The 21,831-nt window shown below is 41.9% G+C and carries 20 protein-coding genes; 11 read left to right on the top strand and 9 right to left on the bottom strand.

Annotated elements, in window-relative coordinates:
- Positions 1 to 68: 68 nt before the first annotated feature.
- The 6 genes from AC5YCD_RS08445 to AC5YCD_RS08420 are packed head-to-tail and all read right to left on the bottom strand — an operon-like array spanning position 69 to position 6,459.
- A complete protein-coding gene (locus AC5YCD_RS08445) occupies positions 69 to 1,292 on the bottom strand; it encodes an MFS transporter (RefSeq protein WP_496129612.1) in 1,224 nt (407 codons plus the stop codon).
- Positions 1,293 to 1,302: 10 nt separating this feature from the next.
- Positions 1,303 to 2,607, bottom strand: coding sequence for a DcaP family trimeric outer membrane transporter (locus AC5YCD_RS08440; protein WP_496129611.1), 1,305 nt, complete (start codon positions 2,605 to 2,607; stop codon positions 1,303 to 1,305).
- A gap of 45 nt (positions 2,608 to 2,652) precedes the next feature.
- Complete coding sequence (locus AC5YCD_RS08435) at positions 2,653 to 3,300, bottom strand: 3-oxoacid CoA-transferase subunit B (RefSeq protein WP_496129610.1); 648 nt, start codon at positions 3,298 to 3,300, stop codon at positions 2,653 to 2,655.
- A gap of 9 nt (positions 3,301 to 3,309) precedes the next feature.
- Positions 3,310 to 3,969: a 3-oxoacid CoA-transferase subunit A gene (locus tag AC5YCD_RS08430; protein ID WP_496129609.1), complete on the bottom strand. Its 660-nt coding sequence runs from the start codon at positions 3,967 to 3,969 to the stop codon at positions 3,310 to 3,312.
- An 11-nt stretch (positions 3,970 to 3,980) separates the two neighbouring features.
- The gene (locus AC5YCD_RS08425; RefSeq protein ID WP_496129608.1) at positions 3,981 to 5,252 is read right to left on the bottom strand and encodes an MFS transporter; all 1,272 of its coding nucleotides are present in this window, start codon (positions 5,250 to 5,252) and stop codon (positions 3,981 to 3,983) included.
- A 55-nt stretch (positions 5,253 to 5,307) separates the two neighbouring features.
- Positions 5,308 to 6,459, bottom strand: coding sequence for an acyl-CoA dehydrogenase family protein (locus AC5YCD_RS08420; RefSeq protein WP_496129607.1), 1,152 nt, complete (start codon positions 6,457 to 6,459; stop codon positions 5,308 to 5,310).
- A gap of 260 nt (positions 6,460 to 6,719) precedes the next feature.
- Between AC5YCD_RS08420 and AC5YCD_RS08415 the strand changes: the two genes are divergently transcribed.
- The 4 genes from AC5YCD_RS08415 to AC5YCD_RS08400 all read left to right on the top strand — a co-directional run bounded on the left by AC5YCD_RS08415 (position 6,720) and on the right by AC5YCD_RS08400 (position 11,204).
- Positions 6,720 to 7,490: an enoyl-CoA hydratase gene (locus AC5YCD_RS08415; protein ID WP_496129606.1), complete on the top strand. Its 771-nt coding sequence runs from the start codon at positions 6,720 to 6,722 to the stop codon at positions 7,488 to 7,490.
- 2 nt (positions 7,491 to 7,492) lie between these two features.
- A complete protein-coding gene (locus AC5YCD_RS08410) occupies positions 7,493 to 9,034 on the top strand; it encodes a 3-hydroxyacyl-CoA dehydrogenase (protein ID WP_496129605.1) in 1,542 nt (513 codons plus the stop codon).
- A 14-nt stretch (positions 9,035 to 9,048) separates the two neighbouring features.
- Complete coding sequence (locus AC5YCD_RS08405; RefSeq protein WP_496129604.1) at positions 9,049 to 10,257, top strand: 3-oxoadipyl-CoA thiolase; 1,209 nt, start codon at positions 9,049 to 9,051, stop codon at positions 10,255 to 10,257.
- 104 nt (positions 10,258 to 10,361) lie between these two features.
- Positions 10,362 to 11,204 (top strand): IclR family transcriptional regulator, encoded by an 843-nt coding sequence (locus tag AC5YCD_RS08400; RefSeq protein ID WP_496129603.1) that lies wholly within the window; start codon positions 10,362 to 10,364, stop codon positions 11,202 to 11,204.
- Positions 11,205 to 11,234: 30 nt separating this feature from the next.
- Here AC5YCD_RS08400 and AC5YCD_RS08395 read toward each other — a convergent pair whose 3' ends face one another.
- Complete coding sequence (locus AC5YCD_RS08395) at positions 11,235 to 11,675, bottom strand: PaaI family thioesterase (RefSeq protein WP_496129602.1); 441 nt, start codon at positions 11,673 to 11,675, stop codon at positions 11,235 to 11,237.
- A gap of 106 nt (positions 11,676 to 11,781) precedes the next feature.
- Here AC5YCD_RS08395 and AC5YCD_RS08390 point away from each other — a divergent pair, with 106 nt between their 5' ends.
- From AC5YCD_RS08390 to AC5YCD_RS08360, 7 genes are all read left to right on the top strand, one after another.
- The gene (locus AC5YCD_RS08390; RefSeq protein ID WP_496129601.1) at positions 11,782 to 12,537 is read left to right on the top strand and encodes a class II aldolase/adducin family protein; all 756 of its coding nucleotides are present in this window, start codon (positions 11,782 to 11,784) and stop codon (positions 12,535 to 12,537) included.
- Positions 12,534 to 13,457: a 2-hydroxyacid dehydrogenase gene (locus tag AC5YCD_RS08385; RefSeq protein WP_496129636.1), complete on the top strand. Its 924-nt coding sequence runs from the start codon at positions 12,534 to 12,536 to the stop codon at positions 13,455 to 13,457. Before AC5YCD_RS08390 ends, AC5YCD_RS08385 begins: the two co-directional genes overlap by 4 nt.
- A gap of 20 nt (positions 13,458 to 13,477) precedes the next feature.
- Entirely contained in the window at positions 13,478 to 14,260 is a 783-nt protein-coding gene (locus tag AC5YCD_RS08380) for an enoyl-CoA hydratase-related protein (protein ID WP_496129600.1), read from the top strand.
- A 9-nt stretch (positions 14,261 to 14,269) separates the two neighbouring features.
- A complete protein-coding gene (locus tag AC5YCD_RS08375) occupies positions 14,270 to 15,253 on the top strand; it encodes an NAD(P)H-dependent flavin oxidoreductase (RefSeq protein ID WP_496129599.1) in 984 nt (327 codons plus the stop codon).
- A 129-nt stretch (positions 15,254 to 15,382) separates the two neighbouring features.
- On the top strand, positions 15,383 to 17,182 hold the full coding sequence (locus tag AC5YCD_RS08370) for an acyl-CoA dehydrogenase C-terminal domain-containing protein (protein WP_496129598.1): 1,800 nt from the start codon (positions 15,383 to 15,385) through the stop codon (positions 17,180 to 17,182).
- A 62-nt stretch (positions 17,183 to 17,244) separates the two neighbouring features.
- Positions 17,245 to 18,084, top strand: a complete 840-nt coding sequence (locus AC5YCD_RS08365) for an alpha/beta fold hydrolase (RefSeq protein ID WP_496129597.1) — start codon at positions 17,245 to 17,247, stop codon at positions 18,082 to 18,084.
- 12 nt (positions 18,085 to 18,096) lie between these two features.
- On the top strand, positions 18,097 to 19,575 hold the full coding sequence (locus tag AC5YCD_RS08360) for a flavin-containing monooxygenase (protein ID WP_496129596.1): 1,479 nt from the start codon (positions 18,097 to 18,099) through the stop codon (positions 19,573 to 19,575).
- Between the two features lie 296 nt (positions 19,576 to 19,871).
- On the opposite strand, the gene AC5YCD_RS08355 is transcribed toward AC5YCD_RS08360, so the two are convergent.
- A complete protein-coding gene (locus AC5YCD_RS08355; protein WP_496129595.1) occupies positions 19,872 to 20,072 on the bottom strand; it encodes a hypothetical protein in 201 nt (66 codons plus the stop codon).
- A gap of 263 nt (positions 20,073 to 20,335) precedes the next feature.
- The gene (locus AC5YCD_RS08350; RefSeq protein ID WP_496129594.1) at positions 20,336 to 21,616 is read right to left on the bottom strand and encodes an MFS transporter; all 1,281 of its coding nucleotides are present in this window, start codon (positions 21,614 to 21,616) and stop codon (positions 20,336 to 20,338) included.
- Positions 21,617 to 21,831: the final 215 nt, after the last annotated feature.

Raw genomic sequence — 21,831 nt, 5'->3', positions numbered from 1 at the left:
ATATCTAACATAAATTGCACTTTCATCTAAAATTGGTCACCTAATAGCGCTTGATACAGCTTAAATCTTTAATTCTTAGGACAATGATCAGAGTGAGTTTCATTTAAATTTAACTGAATTAAATTATTCTTACGCCTTAAGTCATAGGCATTTAAGAATAAAATGAAAATTCCCAAGATACTGCCCATAATCACACATGCCCACCAACCATAATGCTGCCATAGTTTTAAGCTTAAAAATGACATTAAAGCTGCACCAGAAAAGTAACATGTCATATAAATGGCATTAATCCGTGAGCGTGCTGAAATCGAAATGCGATAAACCAAATTCTGATTTAAAACATGGAGTGCTGAAATCCCAAAATAGGCAAAAATTAGGCCTAGAATATATAAAACTAAACTGTGCTGTGCAGCGGCTAAAGGCAACCAAGCGATAAATAAACTGCGTGTTGCCCAAGTGGCTAAAAAAGATTCCTGAGCGCGAGCAATCATTTTGCCTGTCCATTGGGATGCCCAAATCCCAACTACACCAATAATGCCCATTAACCCAATTTCAAAATCATTAAAATGATAAGGTGCTTCAGCCAAAATAAAGCTCATGGTAGTAAATAAAATGCTGAGCATGCCAAAAGATAAGGCACCAATGAGACTACGACGCATTAGTCTTGGTTCGGTTTTAATTAAATACCATAAAGATTGATAAATTTGTACGGGTTTTAAATCAAGCGGGCTCTTACTTTGTGGCAGTTGAAACCACATCAAAAGACTAAAGAGTAAAATACAGCAGCCACTGAGCCAATACACCATATGCCAAGACCATAGCGTGGAAATTAAGCCAGATAAGGTACGGGCAAATAAAATACCAATGAGCACTCCGCTCATGAGCAAGCCAACCACTTCGGCACTTTTTTGCTGATTAAATAAACTCGCTGCAAAGGGAATTAAAATTTGCGTGCTAATTGAACAAAAGGCGGCAAGCAGCGTAAAGCCATATAAAGTATTGATTTGCTGGCTGGCGGCTAGGCCCATTAATGATAGGGCAGTGAGTAACATCAAGCCACAAATATAGGCACGTTTCTCAAATAAATCACCCAAAGGCACAAATAAGCATAGCCCTAAGGTATAGCCAATTTGACTTAACACCACGGTAAAACCTGCTTGCTCAGGTAAAATATTTAAATCTTGAGCAATTGAATAAATTAGTGGTTGATTAAAATAGTTACAACCTGCGCATAAAGCGCAGGTTACTGCCATCATAAAGATGACTTGTTTGGATGGCGTTACTTCAGACATAAGATTATGCCTAGAAGCTATATTTAGCAGTCATATTAATACGTGAGACATCTGCTTCCCGACCATCAAAACTTTCACGTTGTCCATGATGATATTCCGCGCCTAAATCGACATTTTTCCATGGACTATAAATGCCATTAATGACGTAATCGCTTAGGCGTTTATTGCTTTCAGGATTGGCTTTGGCATAGTCTGAATCATCATCAAAATTTACCATGCTTGCCGCAATATTGGCACGCCATTTAGGATTGAAAATGTGCGAGTAACCTAAAGTAAAGCTATCAAAACGATTCAGCAGTAATTCTTTTTGAATAGGATCGACTGAGAAATCACCGCCCCAGGCGTGGCCATCTGAAGTTGCTCCTTGCGTTAAGAAGGATACAATGCGTTGGTCACCGACCATATGATAATACTGCGCTTGAATAGAGTTCTGCGCGTCAAAGCGATAGCGTCCACCTAAACCTACACCCCAACCGATTTCTTCAATATCCTCGCTGGTACTTTGGGCTTGTTTCTCATTGACAAAACCATTGGCAATGATGTGTGCTGGCCCATTTTTATAGCTGTATTTGGCTGTTAATGCAGGTAATGCTGAAGATCGGTCACCACCGCCCATATATTCTAAGGCCACATTGACACTATTTTCTGGATTAAGTTTCCAGCCGTATTGGACTTGAGGATGACGCACCACGGCATTACCAAGTAGCAAACTATAATCCACCGCGTCGGTTGCCACTTCAATATTAGACATTAATGACGTGGTTTGACCAAAGGTCCAATTATAAGCATTTAAATAAGCATGGCGGATACGAAAATTACCATCGCCCCGGCCACCATTGGTCCAAAAGTCAGCTTCGATTTTGGCTTTAACATTTGGATTGCCGGCTAAATCTTTAACGTTGACCCCAATTCGCGTCGCAGCAGCGGTAAAATCGGAGCGCGTTGAGTCAGGTTCATTAAAAGGTGCGCGATTGATTTGGTTAATGGTACGACCCCGGCCATCAGGAGCACTTTTAAAATCTACAGCACCATCAAAGCGTAATACCCCATACACGTCGACATTATCACCTAAATCAAGTAGTTTTTTGCTGCTACTTTGCTGTGCTTCTAGATTCTGCTGTTGTGCTTGTAGGTCTTGCTGTACCACAATTTGGCTGTGTTGTAGTTGGGTTTGTGCTTGTTTTTGTTGCTGTAATTCAGCTTTCAATGCACTGAGTTGTTGTTCTAATAATAAGATACGTTGTTCTGTTGTGTCCACGGCAAAAGCAGACATAGCTGTGAAACTGCAAGCACCAGCAAACAGTAATTTCTTCATAAATTATCCTTTTTATGTTTATATTTTTATTGTACGATGGCGTACTTATACAGTACGCGCATCAATTAAAGCACATCCAGTGTGCTTTTGTAACTCTTCAAATGATAATTCAGGAATCATCTCAATCACATGAGCTTGCCCATCTTTTAAGTCAATGGTGCAGAGGTCCGTATAAATCCGATCCACGCATTGTTGCCCAGTCACAGGGTAAGTTAAATCTTGCACGATTTTAGCTTCGCCGTGTTTGGTCAGATGCTCCATACATACATAAATGCATTTTGCCCCAACGGCTAGATCCATTGCGCCCCCAACGGCAGGAATAGCATCTGCAGCACCAGTATGCCAATTGGCCAGATCACCATTGACTGCAACCTGAAATCCGCCTAAAACGCAAATATCTAAATGACCACCGCGCATAATGTCAAAAGAATCGCCATGATGCATAAAGCAGCCGCCATCTAATAGGCTGACCAACTCTTTACCTGCATTAATCAGATCAGGGTCTTGATCTTCAGGGCCTAAGCAAGGGCCAAATGCCAATACGCCATTTTCCGAATGTAAAATAATTTCTTTATCGGCAGGTAAAAATTGCGCCACTTTGGTGGGTAAGCCAATGCCTAAATTGACATAGCTACCCTCTGGAATATCGGCTGCAATGCGTGCCACAATTTGCTCACGAGTACGTTTTTGCATCGTCTCTCCTTAGACTTTAATCACGTGTTGTACAAAAATACCGGGAGTAATGATACTTTCTGGATCGAGCTCACCGAGTTCAAAAAGCTCTTTAACCTGTACAATGGTGGTTTTGGCAGCTTTGGCCATAATGGGACCAAAATTACGCGCGGTTTTACGATAAGTTAAATTGCCCCAACGATCGGCTTGATGTGCACAAATTAAGGCAAAATCAGCATCGATTGGATACTCAAGCACATAATTTTTGCCATTAATTTGTCGGGTTTCTTTGCCTTCTGCCAAAGCAGTACCATAACCTGTTGGAGTAAATACCGCGCCCAAGCCTGCACCTGCCGCTTGAATGCGGCAGGCAAGGTTACCTTGAGGGACAAGTTCGAGTTCAATTTTGCCTTGACGGTATAAGGTTTCAAACACATTAGAATTATTGGTTTTAGGAAAGGAACAGATCATTTTACTGACCCGTCCTTCCTCGAGTAAACGGGTTAAACCGCGGTCACTGGATGCAGCATTATTATTAATAATAGTCAGATCGCGTGTACCTAAATCCAATAGACCTTCAATGAGTTCGATGGCTTGCCCTGTAATCCCAAAGCCACTGGTCATAATTCGCGCGCCATCTGGAATTTGTTTTAAGATGTCATGCATATTGGGGCGAATTTTATTAATCATATGCTTATCCCTTATTCAGCTTTTTGTGGATCGTATAAACGGTCTTTAATAAACAGTGCAGGAATGAGGCCACAGAAGAAATAGGCTGCGCCCATCAGTAATAAACCGGTACCAATTGAACCATTCATCGCCAAATAACCAATGGCCAGCGGCGCAAAAATTGCCCCAACACGACCAATATTATAGGCACCACCGACCGCTGTACCACGAAATGCGGTGGGGAAACTTTCAGTTAAATAGGTGGCATTAATGGCATAAGGAATACCGTATAAGAAACCAAAGACAATCATTAATATGCCAATGTTTTCAGGGGTATGCATATAAACAACCACAGGAATAAAGATTGCAGTACCCATCGTACCAAAAGCAAATACTGCACGGCGTCCGATTTTGTCGGCCACATAACCTGCAATCACCTTAGCAAAAATCATGGTGGCATAGGTGCCCATCATATAGATGGCCATATCTTTAAACTTAATGCCCATTTCTGCTTCTAGATAAGATGGTAACCAGTTGCTTACCCCAAAATAACCAAACAGTAAGAAGCCTGAACTGAGTGACCATAAGATCATCATGCGACCATGTTGTTTGTCTTTTAAAATGGCAAGATAAGGGTTGCCTTTTTGTGTGGTTAAATCTTGCAGTTGACCTGAGCGACGTAGTGCATTGACCTGTTTCCATGATTCAGGTTCAGGTACCATAAAGTACATTAAAACGCCCAATAACACCGGTGCAATAGTAATGAAATACAGCATACGCCAGCCATATTCAGGAATAATCCAACCGGAAAGCATGGTAATGGCCAATGAACCTAAGGTATAGCCAGTCATTAATGCGGCTAAAATAGTCGTACGGTGCTTGGTTGGCACGTATTCTGACATTAAGGTATTACAGGCAATATATAAGCAGCCCAAACCAAAGCAGGCTAAGGTGCGTAGTACAGCAAACTCAACATAAGATTGAGCAAAGCCTGAGTAGGCGGATAAAATAGAAAATGAGATGGTGGAGATGACGATGACTTTGACACGTCCAAAACGGTCACAGGCCCAGCCACCTAAAAAGCCCCCCACACCCATACCAATTAAAGACCAACTACCTAGCGCACCGGCTTGAACACTGGTCAAGCCCCATTCTGCTTTTAAACTGGTCAGGGTAAAGGCCAAAATACCGATATCAGCACCGTCACAGAGCAAAATAAAAAATGCAAAAATAAAAGCAGTGATCCACACGCGACGCGGAGTTTCGCTCACCGCTTGCGTTGTTGCAATCGCTTCTGTTGTCATTATGAAATCCTCAAAGATAAAACGCCACATCCTGTGGCGTTATATAGATTTAAGCTTAGCTTGCTTCTTTCATCATATTTTTGGCGATAATAATTTGTTGGACTTGCGTGGTACCTTCATAGAGGCGGAATAAGCGCACGTCACGGTAAAAACGTTCAATGGCATATTCACTGATATAGCCTGAGCCGCCATGAATTTGGACACAGCGATCTGCCACACGACCACACATTTCAGTGGCAAACATTTTGGCACAGGAGGCTTCTGTACTGATGTTTTGACCTGCATCACGGCGCTTGGCGGCATCAATTACCATGCATTTAGCCGCATAAATTTCCGCTTTAGAATCTGCCAACATAGCTTGCACCAATTGGAAATCGGCAATGGCTTGACCAAATTGCTTACGTTCTAAGGCATATTGCAGTGCATCTTCAAGCATACGTTCGGCAATGCCCACGCTATAGGCTGCAATATGTAAACGACCTTTGTCTAAAACCTTCATCGCGGTTTTAAAGCCCACGCCTTCTACCCCGCCAATAAGTTGATCTTGATGGACACGGCAATTGTCGAAAATCACATCACAGGTATAAGAGCCATGCTGGCCCATTTTTTTATCCACTTTACCTAAGGACAAACCTGGTGTACCAGCTTCGACCAAGAAGGCGGATATCCCGCCGGCGCCTTTAATTTCAGGATTGGTGCGGGCCATGACCGTAAAGGTCGAGGCGCGCGGCGCATTGGTGATAAAACGTTTGGTACCATTGAGGACGTAATATTCACCGTCTTTGAGGGCTGTGGTTTTTAAAGATGCCGCATCTGAGCCTGAATCCGGTTCAGTTAAGCAAAATGAACCAATAATATCGCCGCTGGCATAACGTGGTAAGTACTTTTGTTTTTGCGCTTCCGTGCCGTCAATCAAGATACCACTTGAACCAATACCATTATTGGTACCAATTAAGGAACGAAAGGCAGGTGAAGTATGTCCAAGTTCAATGGCCACATAGACCTCTTCTTCCATGGTAATGCCCAATCCCCCGTATTCCTCAGGAATGGTCAGACCAAATAAACCTAATTCGCGCATTTGCTGAATGATATGTTCAGGAATTTCTTTAGTTTCATCCACTTGATGTTCAATTGGCACCAATTCTTTTTTAACAAAATGACGAATGGTGGTGAGTAATTGATCTAACATCTCTTGATCACGAATCATGGCTCAGATCCTCTATTTATTGTTGCATTGCAGCAATCCTGCTACAATTTTATTAAAATTTCGTTATGCGAAACATATTAATCATAAAATGGGCTATTAAACAAGCAAAAAGCCATTAAAAAATCATTTTTTTACTTAAAAATTTGCTTTTACAGTTTTTTAAGCATAAAAATCAAAAAAAACTTGCTAAAAAATTGGAAAAAACGTAATTATGATTTAAAACAAATTTTCACGATGCAAAATAAAAACAAGGAAAACCTATGGAACAGGTCGTAAAAATTGAAAAACAGCAGCATGTCGCTGTGGTAACGATTCATCGCCCCGAAGCAAAAAATGCGCTAAATACCCAAGTCCGCCAAAGCTTGGCTCAAGCATTTCGTGATTTAAGTGATGACCCTGAAGTCCGTGCCATTGTATTAACGGGTGGTGAACAAGATTTTGCCGCAGGTGCAGATTTAAAAGAGTTGGCCAGTGCCGAACCGATTCAAATGATGCAACGTCGCACGGAGCGCTATTGGTCAGCCATATCACAGTGTCCAAAACCTGTTATTGCGGCAGTCAATGGCTATGCATTAGGCGGGGGCTGTGAACTGGCGATGCATGCTGACATTATCATTGCAGGTAAAAGTGCGCATTTTGGACAACCTGAAGTCAAAGTTGGGGTAATGCCAGGTGCCGGCGGTACACAACGTCTGTTTCGTGCAGTGGGTAAATTCCATGCCATGCGTATGATTTTAACGGGCTGTTTGGTGCCAGCCGAAGAAGCTTATGCGATGGGCTTGGTATCGCAAGTCACCGAAGACAGCGAAACGATTCATACAGCAGTCAAAATTGCCCAAGGTTTAGCAAAACTGCCACCAATTGCCTTAGAGCAAATTAAAGAAGTAGCGTTAATGGCTGAAGACTTGCCACTTTCAGCAGGTTTAAGTCTAGAGCGTAAATCTTTCCAACTGTTGTTTGCTTCACAAGATCAAAAAGAAGGCATGCAAGCCTTTATCGAAAAACGTAAACCAGCCTATCAAGGACGATAAAAATGAGTCTGCATATTGAAAAAATTGCCGTGATTGGCGTAGGCACCATGGGCGCAGGCATTGCGCAAATTGCCATTCAATCAGGACATGAAGTCTGGCTATATGATGCCAAAGCAGGCGCTGCGCAAGAGGCTCAGCAAAAACTCAGCCAAACCTTAAAACAATTGGCGGATAAAGGTAAATTCAGCCATGCCAAAGCTGAACAAGATCTCGCTCGTTTGCACATTGCCAATCAGCTATCAGATTTAAGTGACTGTGATTTAGTAGTTGAAGCTATTATTGAAAATCTTGAAATTAAACAAGATTTAATGCTACAGCTCGAGCAAGTGTTAAAAGCAGATGCGGTGATTGCTTCGAATACCTCATCTTTATCCATTACTGCAATTGCCGCCAAATGCCAGCAACCTGAACGCGTAGCGGGTTATCATTTCTTTAACCCAGTACCGCTGATGAAAGTAGTTGAGGTGATTCAAGGTTTTTATACCCGCGATGATATTGTACAGGCCTTGGTACAGTTGTCGGAGAAAATGGGACATCGTCCAGTGGTCGCCAAAGACACACCAGGGTTTATTATTAATCATGCCGGCCGTGCCTTTGGTAGTGAAGCCTATGCGATTTTGTCTGAACAAGTGGCTGAGTTTTATGAGATTGACAGAATTTACCGTGATGGTATTGGCTTTAAAATGGGACCGTTTGAACTCGGTGATTTAACGGGCATGGATGTTTCCCATCCAGTCAGTGAGTCGATCTATCAGCAGTATTACCATGAGCCGCGTTATCGTCCAAATGTCAATACGCGTCAACGCTATATTGCCAAGCAACTGGGACGTAAAACTGGGCAGGGCTTCTATGATTATCGCAGCGGGCAAAAGCAAGGTGATGTGGCCCCTATCTTTGTTGGTCGCTTAAATGATTATCCAAGTGTTTGGATTGGTGCAGACTTTACACAAGATGCTGAAGTATTAAAGCGTTATTTGAACGAACACCAGATTCGTCTTGATACCCAGCCGCAGCCACAAGCCAACAGCTTAGTGTTATTGGCCTGTTATGGTGAAGATGCCACCACAGCAGCGCAGCGTTATGGGGTAAATCCAGAGCAAGTGGTATGTATTGATCTGCTCTATGGCTTAGATAAACACCGGACGCTGATGCCATCATTGCTGACAGCACCGCATTTACTGCAAGCTGCTCATTCTATTTTTAATTTAGATGGTCAAAGCTTAAGCGTGATTCAAGAGAGTGTGGGTTTTGTAGCACAGCGTGTCATGGCCATGATTGTCAACTTAGGCTGTGATATCGCCCAGCAAAATATTGCCAGCGTGGATGATATTAATGCTGCAGTACGCTTAGGTTTGGGTTATCCATATGGCCCAATTGAATGGGGCGATGTGTTGGGGGCTGAAAAAATATTTATCATTTTAGAACGCATCAGTCATATTACTCATGATCCACGTTATCGTCCAAGTCCATGGTTACGTCGCCGTGTACAACTGGGCTTAAAACTTAATCATCAACCACAACAGCAACAAGAACAAGCAGCATAATAAGGATATTAAACATGTTAAATGCATATATTTACGATGGATTACGTTCACCTTTCGGTCGTCATGGCGGTGCACTCGCACCTGTGCGTGCTGATGATCTCGCAGCCTCAGTGATTAAAAGTCTACTCGATAAAACCAAAATTCCAGCCCATGAGGTTGAAGATGTCATTTTAGGTAGTACTAACCAAGCAGGTGAAGACAGTCGTAACGTGGCACGTTTTGCGGCATTGTTAGCGGGTATGCCAGTGACTGTGCCAGGGCAAACGGTCAACCGTTTATGTGCTTCCGGTTTAGGCGCTGTCATTGATTCAGCACGTGCGATTACCTGTGGTGAAGGTGATTTATACATTGCGGGTGGGGTTGAAAGTATGACTCGTGCCCCATTTGTGATGGCAAAAACCGAATCTGCATTTGGACGTGACGTCAAAATTTATGACACTACCATTGGTACGCGCTTCCCAAATCCAAAATTTACCGCGATTTTTGGTGCACATAGCATGCCAGAAACTGGTGATAACGTCGCTATAGAATATGGCATTAGCCGTGAGCAAGCAGACCAATTTGCCGCAGCTTCACAAGCCAAATATCAAGCGGCGAAGCAGGCTGGTTTCTTTGATGGCGAAATTACCCCAATTGAAGTACCACAAGGTAAAAAACTACCTCCTAAACAAGTGCTTGAAGATGAGCATCCGCGCCCGAGTTCAGATTTTGCTGCATTACAAAATTTAAAACCATTGTTTGAAGGTGGTGTGGTGACTGCAGGGAATGCTTCGGGTATTAATGACGGTGCTGCAGCTTTGCTGATTGGCAGCGAGCAAGTGCAACATAAATATGGTTTAAAACCATTAGCCAAAATTATTTCTGCGGCAGCAGCAGGTATTGAGCCGCGTATTATGGGGGCAGGGCCTGTAGATGCCATTAAAAAAGCAGTACAGCGTGCCAATTTAAGCCTTGATGATATGGACGTGATTGAAATTAATGAAGCCTTCGCGTCACAAGTTTTATCCTGCTTAAAAGGTTTAAATGTGGATTTAAATGACCCACGAGTCAATCCAAATGGCGGAGCGATTGCTGTTGGACATCCTTTGGGCTGTTCCGGCGCGCGTCTGGCACTCACCACCGCTCGTCATTTACAGCGTACAGGCAAAAAATATGCCGTGGTGAGCTTATGTATTGGTCTGGGCCAAGGCCTTGCGATGGTGATCGAAAACCAAGCTGCTTAAGTTCAAACATGCCATGAAATTTCGTTTTTCATGGCATTTGTTCTGAATGATGAAATAAAATGTTATCATTTTTAGCAGTATAATTTTATTTAGGTGAGTCATCAATGCAAACAGAAGCACAAGAACCAACAAAAAAAATTAATCTTGATGAGATTCGCCTAGATCCAATTTCCCATATCCACCGTGAAAATAATCCGCAATTTATTGCGTCACTTGCGCGTGGTTTAGAGATTTTACGTTGTTTTTCAGCAACGAATCAGGTTCTAGGTAATCTTGAACTGTCTACCATGACAGGTCTACCCAAACCCACTATTGCTCGAATTACCAATACTTTAGTGTCGTTGGGCTATTTAAAACAGTTGAATAACTCGACCAAATATACGCTAGATATTGGCGTACTCGCTTTAGGTTATGCAGCCCTGTCTAATATTTCGGCACGTGTACATGCGCATCCATTTATGGAGGCCATGGCTGAATATGCTCAAGCACCAGTGGCTATGGCGACCCGTGATCGTTTAAATATGATGTATTTAGATGTGGTGCAACATGATTTAACCCTAACCATGCGTCGCCCAATTGGTTCGACTTTACCGATTCATTCGAGTGCGATGGGACGTGCCTGTTTAGCCGCGATGGAACAAAGTGAACGTAATTTTTTAATGGACGCTTTAGCCAAACGCCATGGCGATGATTGGCCACAAATTAAACGTAACTTAGAACGTGCTTTTCGCGATTATCAAGATTATGGCTATTGCTTATCGATTGGTGAATGGCATAAGGATGTCAATTCGGTCGCCGTGCCATTAGTACACTCAAAACATGGCTTATTAGTGTTTAACTGCGGTGCGCCAAGTTATTTGCTGGGTCAAGAAAAGTTGGAAAATGAAATTGGTCCACGTTTGATTCATATGGTGCATAATATTCAAGATGCGCTGAATATGAGCTAAAAAAAGCCCCAGCAATGGGGCTGATTGTGTTTAGGTTGAATGCGAGGTAATGAGTAAAGTCGCTGACCCGTAGGCATAGATGTTACCCTCAGGATCAATAATACGCCCTTCTGACGTCAGTACATTGCGTCCAGTACGAATCACTTCACCAATTGCAGTATAGGTTTGACCGCTTTGCAAACCTTTTAGCATTTTGACGTTTAAATCAATGGTAGAAAATTTGACCCCTTTACCGACAGTGGTGTGTACAGCTGCGCCTGTAGCACTATCTAAGACTGTGGCACAAAAGCCGCCATGAATGCCGTGTTGTAAATTGAAATGACGTTCATCAGGAGTTACTTCATATTCAATATACTGTGGTTTGACCACTGTTAGGCGCATGGGAATAATATCTGCCATGGCAGAACCAGGAATTTTACCTTGTTGAATGGCAGTTAAATATTCTAAACCGCTCATATGTTGCATATCCATAATTGATTATCCTTGTTTTATTTCGCTTTGTGAAATTATATTCTGTTTTATTTAAAATATGCTATAACAATAAAGCACAATAATAATCAGCGTCAAGGATTACGCCATGAGTATAAAAAATCAGGTCAGCCCACTCGAGTGGCAAGCACGCTGTGAGCTTGCCGCACTGTATCGGGTGATTGCTTATTATAAAATGACCGATTTAATTGATACGCATATTAGCTATCGTTTACCCGATCAACCACAACACTTTTTAATTAATCAATATGGGGTCGCATTTGAAAAAATGACCGCCTCGACTTTGGTTAAAATTGATCATGAAGGTCAGGTTATTGCTAGCTATGATCAAGATAAGCCCGTCAATCAAGCGGGTTTTGTGATTCATTCTGCAGTACATCATGCCCGCCCTGAGATTGATTGCGTTATTCATACCCATACTGCCGATGGCATTGCAGTATCAGCACAAAAACATGGACTGTTGCCGATCTCGCAACATGCATTGAAATTTTATGGGCAACTGGCCTATCACCATTATGAAGGCATTGCTTTATCGACCGATGAGCGTGAACGTTTGGTAGCAGACTTAGGTGATAAACGTGCCATGATGCTACGTAATCATGGCTTATTGGCTTTAGGAGAATCTATTGCGCGGGCGTTTCATGAAATTTATTTTCTAGAGCGTGCTTGCCAAGCGCAAGTCAAAGCCTTAAGTGGTGGCAGTGAGTTGTATTATCCCGATGTAACGGTGTGTGAAAAAACCGCGAAACAGTTTTCCAGTCCTTTAATTGAACCGATTTTACAGCGTGCTTGGCAAGCGGCATTGTCACTAATTGCCGAGCAGCAGGAGGCCTATTGCCAATGATTGTGATTGCCAGTAGCCGACCTGAGGTCGAGAAAATTTTAATACAAGTCTTTAAAAAATACGCGCCTGAAATGCCGATTACAACACCCAATACGCCACAAGCTTTACAGGCGCGTACGGCTGCTTGCTGGTTTCCAGATCTGAGTCAATTACAACAATTGCCGCAGTTGCAGCTGCTACATTCCATTGCTGCTGGAGTCGAACATTTAGATTTAGCGCATTTAGATCATCAATATCGGGTCTGCCGAGTATTAGATCAAGTCCATCAACAAGGTATGTTGGATTATGTACTTTGGGGCGTGTTGTATTTTCAGCGTGCCTTTGATCGTTATTTTACTCAAGCTAAGCAACAGATTTGGCAACAGCAGCGCCAACGCAGCCGCCAAGATATCTGTATTGGCGTCATGGGCTTGGGGCACATGGGGGCATTCGTGGCGCAGGCTTTAGCCGACTTGGGGTATCAGGTACGCGGTTGGTCAAATTCTGCTAAGCAATTGTTAAATGTAGACAGTTTTGTGGGGGTCAAGCAGCAAAAAGCGTTTTTAGCAGACTGTGACATTTTAATTAATTTATTACCACTCACTGATGCAACCTTGGCCATTTTTGATCAACGCCTATTTCAGCAGCTAAAAAAAGGTGCAGCTCTCATTCATTGTGGGCGTGGTCAGCATTTGGTGGAGCAAGATCTACTTGCTGCATTAGATACAGGGCAATTGTCGGGTGCAATTTTAGATGTGTTTGACCAAGAGCCTTTAGCTAAAAGTCATCCATATTGGCAGCATCCTCATATTGTAGTCACCCCACATATTGCCTCACATGCACCGATGTCCGCCGTGGTCAAACAAATTATTGAGAACGATTTAAGACTACAACATGGCCACGCCTTAGAGCATGAGGTGGATTTGAGCCGCGGTTATTAATGATCTATACAGGTTTGAATATGCAGAGTATTTTAATCGAAAAACGCGCTGGGATTGCGCGCATTCTTTTAAACCGTCCCGAACGTTTAAATAGCTTTAATGAAAGTTTACATCAAGAATTGGCCAATGCTTTTGCCTCATTCAGTCAAGATCATGAGGTGCGTGTGATTGTAATCAGCGGCCAAGGACGTGCCTTTTGTGCAGGGCAAGATTTAAGTGAAAGCTCAGCACAGCAGGGTGTACCGTTGCCTTTAGAGGGCAGTTTAGAGCGTTATTATAATCCTTTAATTCAAAGCATTCGTCAGTCGGCCAAACCTGTGGTGGCGGCTGTCAATGGTGTGGCTGCTGGTGCAGGTGCCAATTTAGCGCTGGCCTGTGATTTAGTGATTGCCAAACACAGTGCTCAGTTTATCCAATCTTTTTCTAATATTGGGTTAGTACCTGATGCTGGCGGCACTTGGATGTTGCCACGTTTAGTGGGTTATGCCAAAGCAGTCGGTTTAACCTTATTGGGGGAAGCCGTTAATGCGCTTGAAGCAGAAAAAATGGGCATGATTTGGCAAGCCGTTGCTGATGATGATTTTGAATATCAAGTACAAGCTTTATGTGAAAAATTAGCCAAGCGACCAACTCAAGCTCTGGGTTTTACCAAACAAGCGCTGTATCGCAGTAGCGAGCATAGCCTTGCCCAACAATTAGAATTAGAACGTAATTTACAATATTTTGCTTTGCATAGTTATGATTTTAAAGAAGGTGTGCAAGCATTTAAACAAAAACGTCCCGCAGTATTTTTGGGACGCTAGGAGAATCTGATGCAAACGCGTGTTACACAATGTTTAGGTATTCAATATCCAATTATTCAAGGCGGTATGATGTGGGTAGGAACAGCGGAGCTGGCCAGCGCTGTCTCTAATGCCGGTGGACTAGGTACACTCACCGCCTTAACTCAAGCAACGCCCGATGCATTAGCTGCCGAAATTCAACGTTGCAAAAGCATGACGGATCGTCCATTTGCGGTCAACTTGACCTTATTGCCGAGTATTCAGCCACCCCCTTATGCAGATTATCGGCAAGTCATCATTGAAAGTGGGGTAAAGATTGTCGAAACCGCTGGTAACCGCCCACATGAGCATATTGAAGCCTTTAAAGCACACGGGATTACAGTCATTCACAAGTGTACCTCGGTACGGCATGCGCTATCGGCCGAACGGATTGGTGCAGATCTCATTTCGATTGATGGTTTTGAATGTGCAGGGCATCCAGGAGAAGATGATATTCCAGGCTTAGTATTAATCCCAGCTGCCGCTGATCAGGTGCGCGTGCCATTAATTGCCAGTGGTGGTTTTGCTGATGGACGTGGTTTAGTGGCAGCATTGGCTTTAGGCGCAGAAGGCATCAATATGGGTACACGTTTTTGCGCGACTCAAGAAGCACCGATTCATCCTCGGGTGAAACAATTTTATCTCGAGCAAGATGAGCGCGCGACGCAACTCCTGTATCGGCAATTTAATAATACCGCACGCGTGGCCAAAAATTCCATTTCGGAGCAAGTTTTACAGATCAGTCAAAATCCACAGGCGAGTTTTGACATGATTCGTCACTTGGTCAGCGGTGCCCGTGGTAAAACAGTGCTTGAAACTGGGGACCTTGATGCAGGTCTGATCAGTGCAGGGCAGGTAATGGGCCTGATTCATGATATTCCAAGCTGTGATGCTTTAATTCAAAGCATTATTCAACAGGCGCAGCAGATTATTGGCCAGCGTTTAAGTCATTTTATGATATCTAAATCATCATGAATAATTTTTTTGCCTGAAAAAACATAAAAGGCTAGATTTTTTTCTATACAGACACTATAGTATTTTTAGAATTAAATTTCGTTGTACGAAACTAAACAAGAATAACTAGAGACGCCAAAGGATTTAGCGATGCGACCATACCAAGCACCTTTAAAAGATATGCACTTTGTACTCAATGATGTGCTCAAGATTGAACAGCTATATCAAGCGCTGCCCAAATATCAAGATAAAGTTTCAGAAGAGCTTTTTGCCCAATATTTACAAGTGGCTGCTGATTTTTGCCAAAATGAGTTATTACCTTTAAATGCTATTGGTGATCAAGAAGGTTGCCGTTTAGACAATGGTGTAGTCACCACACCAACAGGCTTTAAAGCAGCTTATCAACAATATGTTGCTTTAGGATTTCCATCCTTAACAGGTGATGAAAACTACGGTGGTCAGGGTTTTCCCACTCTGCTACGTATTGCTATGTCAGAAATGATTACCGCGACCAACTGGTCATGGGGGATGTACCCGGGCTTAGCACACGGTGCAATGCGTACTTTAGAACATCACGGCAGTGAAGAGCAAAAACAAAAATTCTTGGTGCCGTTATTAGAAGGACGTTGGACAGGTACCATGTGTTTAACCGAATCACATGCAGGTTCCGATTTAGGTTTAATTCGCACCAAAGCAGTGCCACAAGCAGATGGTAGCTATGCTATTAGTGGAGAGAAAATCTTTATTTCAGCTGGTGACCATGATTTGGCTGAAAATATTGTCCATATTGTTTTGGCACGTTTACCTGATGCGCCTAAAGGCACCAAAGGTATTTCTCTATTTATTGTGCCTAAATTTAATCTAGATGAGAACGGTGCTGTGGCGGAACCTAATGGTGTGATCTGCAGCGCACTCGAACATAAAATGGGTATTCATGGTAATGCCACTTGTGTTTTAAATTTTGAGCAAGCCAAGGGTTACTTAATAGGTCCTGAAAATCGTGGCTTAAATTGTATGTTTACCTTTATGAACTCAGCGCGTATTGGTACAGCCATTCAAGGGTTGGCTGCAGCAGAGTCAGCTTATCAAGGGGCATTAAAATACGCCAAAGAACGCTTAGCGATGCGTGCTTTGACTGGAGCTGAACGTCCTGATTTACCTGCTGATCCAATTATCGTGCACCCTGCGGTGCGGAATATGTTATTAACGCAAAAAGTCTTTGCAGAAGGTTCACGCGCCTTAGCTTATTACTTAGCCAGCTATGCGGATTTAGCGGAAGCTTCAACAAGTGCAGTAGAAAAACAGCAAGCTGAAGATCGTTTGGCCTTATTAACACCAATTGCAAAGGCATTTATGACCGAAACAGGTTTGGAAGCGGCTAAACACGGTATGCAAATTTTTGGTGGGCATGGTTACATTGCAGAACATGGTATGGAACAAGTGGCACGCGATGCCCGTATTGCTTGCTTATATGAAGGCACTACAGAAATTCAATCAATTGATTTACTGGCGCGTAAGGTCTTAGGTTCTAAATTAGAGTTATTGCATCCATTGACTGACGAGATTAAAATTTTTATTGAACAAAATCAAACTAAAAACCAATTTTCTACTCAGTTTAAGCAACTCTCAGATTTGGTCAGTCAATGGCTAGATTTAACGAGCTTTGTAGAACAACAAGCCAAAAGCTCAGCCAATGAAATTGGTGCCGCTTCAGTCGATTATCTATATTTCTCAGGCTATGTGGTATTTGCTTATTTATGGCTCAAAATGGCGTTGGTGGCGGCGGAAAAAGCGCAAGATAGCCAAGATCCATTTTACGCAGCTAAAGTGAAAACCAGTCAATTCTATTTTGAACGTATTTTACCGCGTACCTTAACGCATCGTGGCAATATTATGGCCGGTAGCCAAAGTCTGTATCTTTTAGATCCAGATGAATTTAAATTCGATTAAGTTTTTTCCCACCCACAATTTTGCCAGTTGTGGGTTTTTTTATATCTGCGTAGGAGTAAATTATGGACTTAGACGCAAAAGTACAACAATTCAACCATCAACAACAAAGTATACGTTTTTATGAAGCGGGGCAACGTAGCCAACATCCGACTATTGTTTTAATTCACGGTACAGGTGGGAGTACGGATAAGCATTTTAACTATATTTTTCCAATGCTTGCGGTACATCAGCGTGTCTTGTCGATTGATCTTTATACACCGGATCGAGATGATCTTGAGGTGCATGACTTTAGTGCTCAAGTTGCTGCGCTGATTGAGCAATATACCGAGGCAGATGAAGAGATTACAGTAGTTGGTTATTCTTTAGGTGCTGTAATTGCCGCTCAATTGGCGGCAGAATTGGGTGAGCGGATCTCACGGCTAATTTTACTGGCAGGTTGGGCGAAAACCAGTTCCGTACAGCAATTACGTAACCATGTTTGGCAAACTTTATTTGAAGAGCGCTCGCAAGCTTTGCCGCATTTTATTAACTATTGTTTATACAGTGATCAATATTTATCACTGCGCAATCAACAACAAGTACTCGATCTCGCTCGCTTTGTGACACCTTCTAAGGATGCGGCCAAACAGCGTATTTTAAACTGTCGTATTGATATTACCGCCTTGCTCAAAGAAATTAGCGCGCAAACTTTGGTCGTTGCATGTACACAAGATCGTATGATTCCTTATGCACAAGGCAAATTATTGTTTGCAGGGATCCGTAATAGTCGTTATAGCGAGATTCAATCTGGACATGCTTTATATATTGAAGCACCTGCTGAGGTGGTCCGTTTAATTCATTTATTTAGTCAGCATGCTGAGCGTTATCACGCCAACAGTACACTCGCTGCGCTGCTGCCTTAAGGAGATGTTTTGATGCAACATTATCAAATTTTAATTGTTGGAACGGGCTTTGGCGGTTTAGGCATGGCAATTCGTTTAAAACAACAAGGGATTGAGAATTTTCGACTGATTGAGCGGGCTAATGAAGTTGGTGGCACATGGCGTGACAACACTTATCCTGGTGTTGCTTGTGATGTGCCGTCACATTTGTATTCATTTTCTTTTGTACAAAATCCAAATTGGTCACGGGTTTTTCCACAAGGTCAAGAAATACAAAACTATTTAATTCAAACCTGTGATGAGTATGCGATTCGTCAACACATTGATTTTAATACTTCACTTGAATGTGCCACATGGCAAAGTGACTTAAAACGTTGGCACATTCAAACCTCACAAGGACAATACAGTGCAGATTTTTTAATTACTGCCACGGGGCATTTAGCAGATGAACGTTTACCCAATATTCAAGGAATTGAACAATTCCAAGGGCAAATCATGCATTCAGCACGTTGGCAGCATGATATAGATCTCAGCAATCAACGTGTGGCGGTGATTGGTTCTGGTGCCTCAGCCATACAACTAGTACCTGAAGTGGCCAAATGTGCCAAACAACTCACTGTTTTACAGCGTAGTGCACCTTATATTTTACCGCGCCCTGACCGTGCTTATAGCACGCTTGAAAAGCAACTTTTTGCCAAAGACCCCGCAAGTATGGCGCAGTTACGCCATGAAATTTTTTGGGGTAATGAATATAACTTCGCGCAGCGTCGCAATGTCACGAGCCAAATTGAGCGGGTGAAAAAAAATTGCCTTAACTTTTTAGCGAAGCAAGTACCTGACCCAACGTTAAGGGCCAAGCTTACACCTAACTATCAGCCGGGCTGTAAACGTTTATTATTATCCAATAGCTATTATCCCACCTTTCTCGAAGCTCATGTGACCCTAGAAGATGCGGCTTTATCTGAAATTAATGCCAGTCAAGTCATCAGTCAAAAGGGCAATGCTTATGATGTCGATGTGATTATTTTTGCGACAGGTTTTGAGGCAGCACGACCGCCTTATGCCAGTAAAGTAGTGGGTAAACACGGCTTGAGTTTAGAACAGCAATGGCAAAATGGCATGCAAGGTTATCAATCGACCACGGTGCACAATTTCCCTAACTTATTTATTTTAAATGGCCCTAATACTGCTACAGGCCATAATTCAGCATTATACTTCCTTGAAGTACAATTTGATTTAATTTTAGATGCTTTAGACTTTTTTAAACAACAGCAGATTCAAGTCTTTGAAGCGGATGAACAAGCTGAAGCTGATTATATGGCAGATTTACAAACTTTATCTCAAGGCAGCGTGTGGTTATCTGAGGGCTGTAAAAGTTGGTATTTAGATCCGGTGAGTCGCAAACTGACGCTTATTTGGCCTGATTTTGCACATTCTTTCCGTGATCAAAATCAGCATTTCAAGCGCAGTGGTTATCATTATCAATATATACAGCAACAAACAGTCGCCTAAATGCTCAAAGCGCCAATAATTGGCGCTTTTTTGTAATCTATAATAATGAAAAGCATGAGTAACTTATAGATTGCTTAAACTCTTGAATCGATCCATTATTCTCTTTTCGCTTTTTAGTAAAATATAAATAAAAGACCAGGTAAATCTTCTCATGAATAGGATTTAAATGGGGGATGGGTACAACACAAAAACAGTCCGTGCTTTGCGATATGATCAGCAGTATAAAAAGAGATAAGCTTAAATTTCCTAAATCAATTTAAGCTTATACGTAACTTAATCATTGTATAAATAGCACATTATTTTTTATGACCGTGCTGAGCTAGGCAGGCATCTAATTTACTAGCATGTTCTGTATTACTTAGTTTGGCTAATGAAATTTCATAAGCACAATCTGTTTTGGCTTGCTGCATTTGCGCTGTAGACCAAGTGTTTTGATGGGGTGTGGATGTACAGGCAGCTAAAGTTAAGGCACTGAATAGCATAAGTATTGGTTTCATAAATAGGACCTCATTACAGAAAATATTTTTATTAATAAATATGTTATATAAAAATTATAGCTAACTTTTAATCTTTTCTAAATTTAGTGTATATAAGAATTTCTAAAAGATCAATTGGTGCTTAGGTGACGGATCTAAATATTTTGGCCCAGCGATTTAGTTAAACTTTATGCCCATTCAATTGCCATTCATGGCTAAATTTTAATTATATGATCTGTAGATGAGCAAAAGCCCCTCAATTGAGGGGCTTTTGTATATTGAATTTATTCTGCTTTTTGTGGATCGTATAAACGGTCTTTAATCAGTAAAGCTGGAATTAATCCACAAATAAAATAAGCCACAGCCATGACTAAAAGACCTGTGCCAATTGAGCCACCATGCGCGAAATAGCCAATAGTGAGCGGTGCAAAGACAGCACCAATTCGCCCAATGTTAAATGCACCACTCACTGCTGTACCACGAATAGAAGTTGGAAAGCTTTCGGTCATATAGGTGGCATTAATAGCAAATGGCATGCCATATAAAAAGCCAAACATTAGCATTAACCATAAGATATTGGTTGGCGTGTTAAAATAGATAACAATAGGTAAAAATAATGCAGTACCAATCGTACCAAAAGCAAATAAAGCACGGCGACCAAAGCGATCTGCTAGCACACCGGCGACGACTTTAGCAAAAATCATAATTAAGAAAGTACCTACCATGTAGGTGGTCATTTCCTTAAACTTGATACCTAAATCCGATTCTAAATATGCAGGTAACCAATTACTTAAGCCTGCATAACCAAACTGTAGCGCACCAGCACTTAAAATCCATAACATAAACATCCAGCGATGATTCTTATCACGTAAAATGACCAGATAAGGATTTTGTTTTTTGACTTTGTGGTTAGGATTTCGAGCTTCTTGGCGTTTTATTTCGCGCGAGCGCTGCCAAGAGTCTGGTTCAGGTACTAAAAAGTACAGCAGAAATGCCAATACAATCGGAATAATCGTAATCCAGTACAGCATACGCCAGCCATATTCTGGAATAATCCAACCTGCTAATAAAGTCGCACATAAAGAGCCTAAGGTGAAACCGGTCATGAGTGTTGCTAAAACAGTAGTACGGTATTTAGTCGGTACATATTCAGACATTAAGGTATTACAAGCAATATATAAAGAGCCCAAACCAATGGCTGCAATACTACGAATAATAATAAATTGGTGATATGAATCAACAAAACCTAAGGTACAAGATAAGGTGGACGCTAAAATCATGTAAAAAACAATGACTTTTACCCGGCCAAAGCGGTCACACGCCCAACCCCCAATTAAGCCACCTACTACGCCGCCGACTAAGCTCCAACTGCCAATAGCACCTACTTGTACTGTGGTTAAGTTAAATTCAGCCTTTAAGCTGGTCAAGCTATAGGCTAAAAATGCAATATCAATTCCGTCTGCCAATAAAATAAAGAAACACAAGATAAAAGCAGTCAGCCATATTTTTTTGGGTTGCACCTGTGCCTCTTGGGCAGCTGATGCGTCTGCTACATGATCCGTCATTGAGCACATCCTGTTTAGAGTTGTTATTTTAAAATAATGTTGATTTTTGAGTTTTAGGAATTAAATTCCGCTTAACGGAATAATATGTTTAGCATGTTTTTTATACTTTTACAGCGTTAAATTGATCTAAATAGTCAAAAAATTGTAAAAATACGATTGTGTACTAACTGGATGTTGCATTTGTACTGGTCTATCCATTATGATTTGAGCTGATT

Source organism: Acinetobacter sp. CY05 (assembly GCF_059515805.1).
Note: the sequence above shows the minus strand (reverse complement) of the source record. Positions and strands in the feature narration are given on the sequence as shown.

Bases quoted from the DNA above. Each gene is read 5' to 3' on its own strand.
- AC5YCD_RS08425 (WP_496129608.1), bottom strand. From the start codon at position 5,252: ATGACAACAGAAGCGATTGCAACAACGCAAGCGGTGAGCGAAACTCCG.
- AC5YCD_RS08405 (WP_496129604.1), top strand. From the start codon at position 9,049: ATGTTAAATGCATATATTTACGATGGATTACGTTCACCTTTCGGTCGT.
- AC5YCD_RS08390 (WP_496129601.1), top strand. From the start codon at position 11,782: ATGAGTATAAAAAATCAGGTCAGCCCACTCGAGTGGCAAGCACGCTGT.
- AC5YCD_RS08380 (WP_496129600.1), top strand. From the start codon at position 13,478: ATGCAGAGTATTTTAATCGAAAAACGCGCTGGGATTGCGCGCATTCTT.
- AC5YCD_RS08355 (WP_496129595.1), bottom strand. From the start codon at position 20,072: ATGAAACCAATACTTATGCTATTCAGTGCCTTAACTTTAGCTGCCTGT.
- AC5YCD_RS08365 (WP_496129597.1), top strand. From the start codon at position 17,245: ATGGACTTAGACGCAAAAGTACAACAATTCAACCATCAACAACAAAGT.
- AC5YCD_RS08430 (WP_496129609.1), bottom strand. From the start codon at position 3,969: ATGATTAATAAAATTCGCCCCAATATGCATGACATCTTAAAACAAATT.
- AC5YCD_RS08375 (WP_496129599.1), top strand. From the start codon at position 14,270: ATGCAAACGCGTGTTACACAATGTTTAGGTATTCAATATCCAATTATT.
- AC5YCD_RS08400 (WP_496129603.1), top strand. From the start codon at position 10,362: ATGCAAACAGAAGCACAAGAACCAACAAAAAAAATTAATCTTGATGAG.
- AC5YCD_RS08360 (WP_496129596.1), top strand. From the start codon at position 18,097: ATGCAACATTATCAAATTTTAATTGTTGGAACGGGCTTTGGCGGTTTA.
- AC5YCD_RS08440 (WP_496129611.1), bottom strand. From the start codon at position 2,607: ATGAAGAAATTACTGTTTGCTGGTGCTTGCAGTTTCACAGCTATGTCT.
- AC5YCD_RS08385 (WP_496129636.1), top strand. From the start codon at position 12,534: ATGATTGTGATTGCCAGTAGCCGACCTGAGGTCGAGAAAATTTTAATA.
- AC5YCD_RS08435 (WP_496129610.1), bottom strand. From the start codon at position 3,300: ATGCAAAAACGTACTCGTGAGCAAATTGTGGCACGCATTGCAGCCGAT.
- AC5YCD_RS08445 (WP_496129612.1), bottom strand. From the start codon at position 1,292: ATGTCTGAAGTAACGCCATCCAAACAAGTCATCTTTATGATGGCAGTA.
- AC5YCD_RS08415 (WP_496129606.1), top strand. From the start codon at position 6,720: ATGGAACAGGTCGTAAAAATTGAAAAACAGCAGCATGTCGCTGTGGTA.
- AC5YCD_RS08370 (WP_496129598.1), top strand. From the start codon at position 15,383: ATGCGACCATACCAAGCACCTTTAAAAGATATGCACTTTGTACTCAAT.
- AC5YCD_RS08350 (WP_496129594.1), bottom strand. From the start codon at position 21,616: ATGACGGATCATGTAGCAGACGCATCAGCTGCCCAAGAGGCACAGGTG.
- AC5YCD_RS08420 (WP_496129607.1), bottom strand. From the start codon at position 6,459: ATGATTCGTGATCAAGAGATGTTAGATCAATTACTCACCACCATTCGT.
- AC5YCD_RS08410 (WP_496129605.1), top strand. From the start codon at position 7,493: ATGAGTCTGCATATTGAAAAAATTGCCGTGATTGGCGTAGGCACCATG.
- AC5YCD_RS08395 (WP_496129602.1), bottom strand. From the start codon at position 11,675: ATGGATATGCAACATATGAGCGGTTTAGAATATTTAACTGCCATTCAA.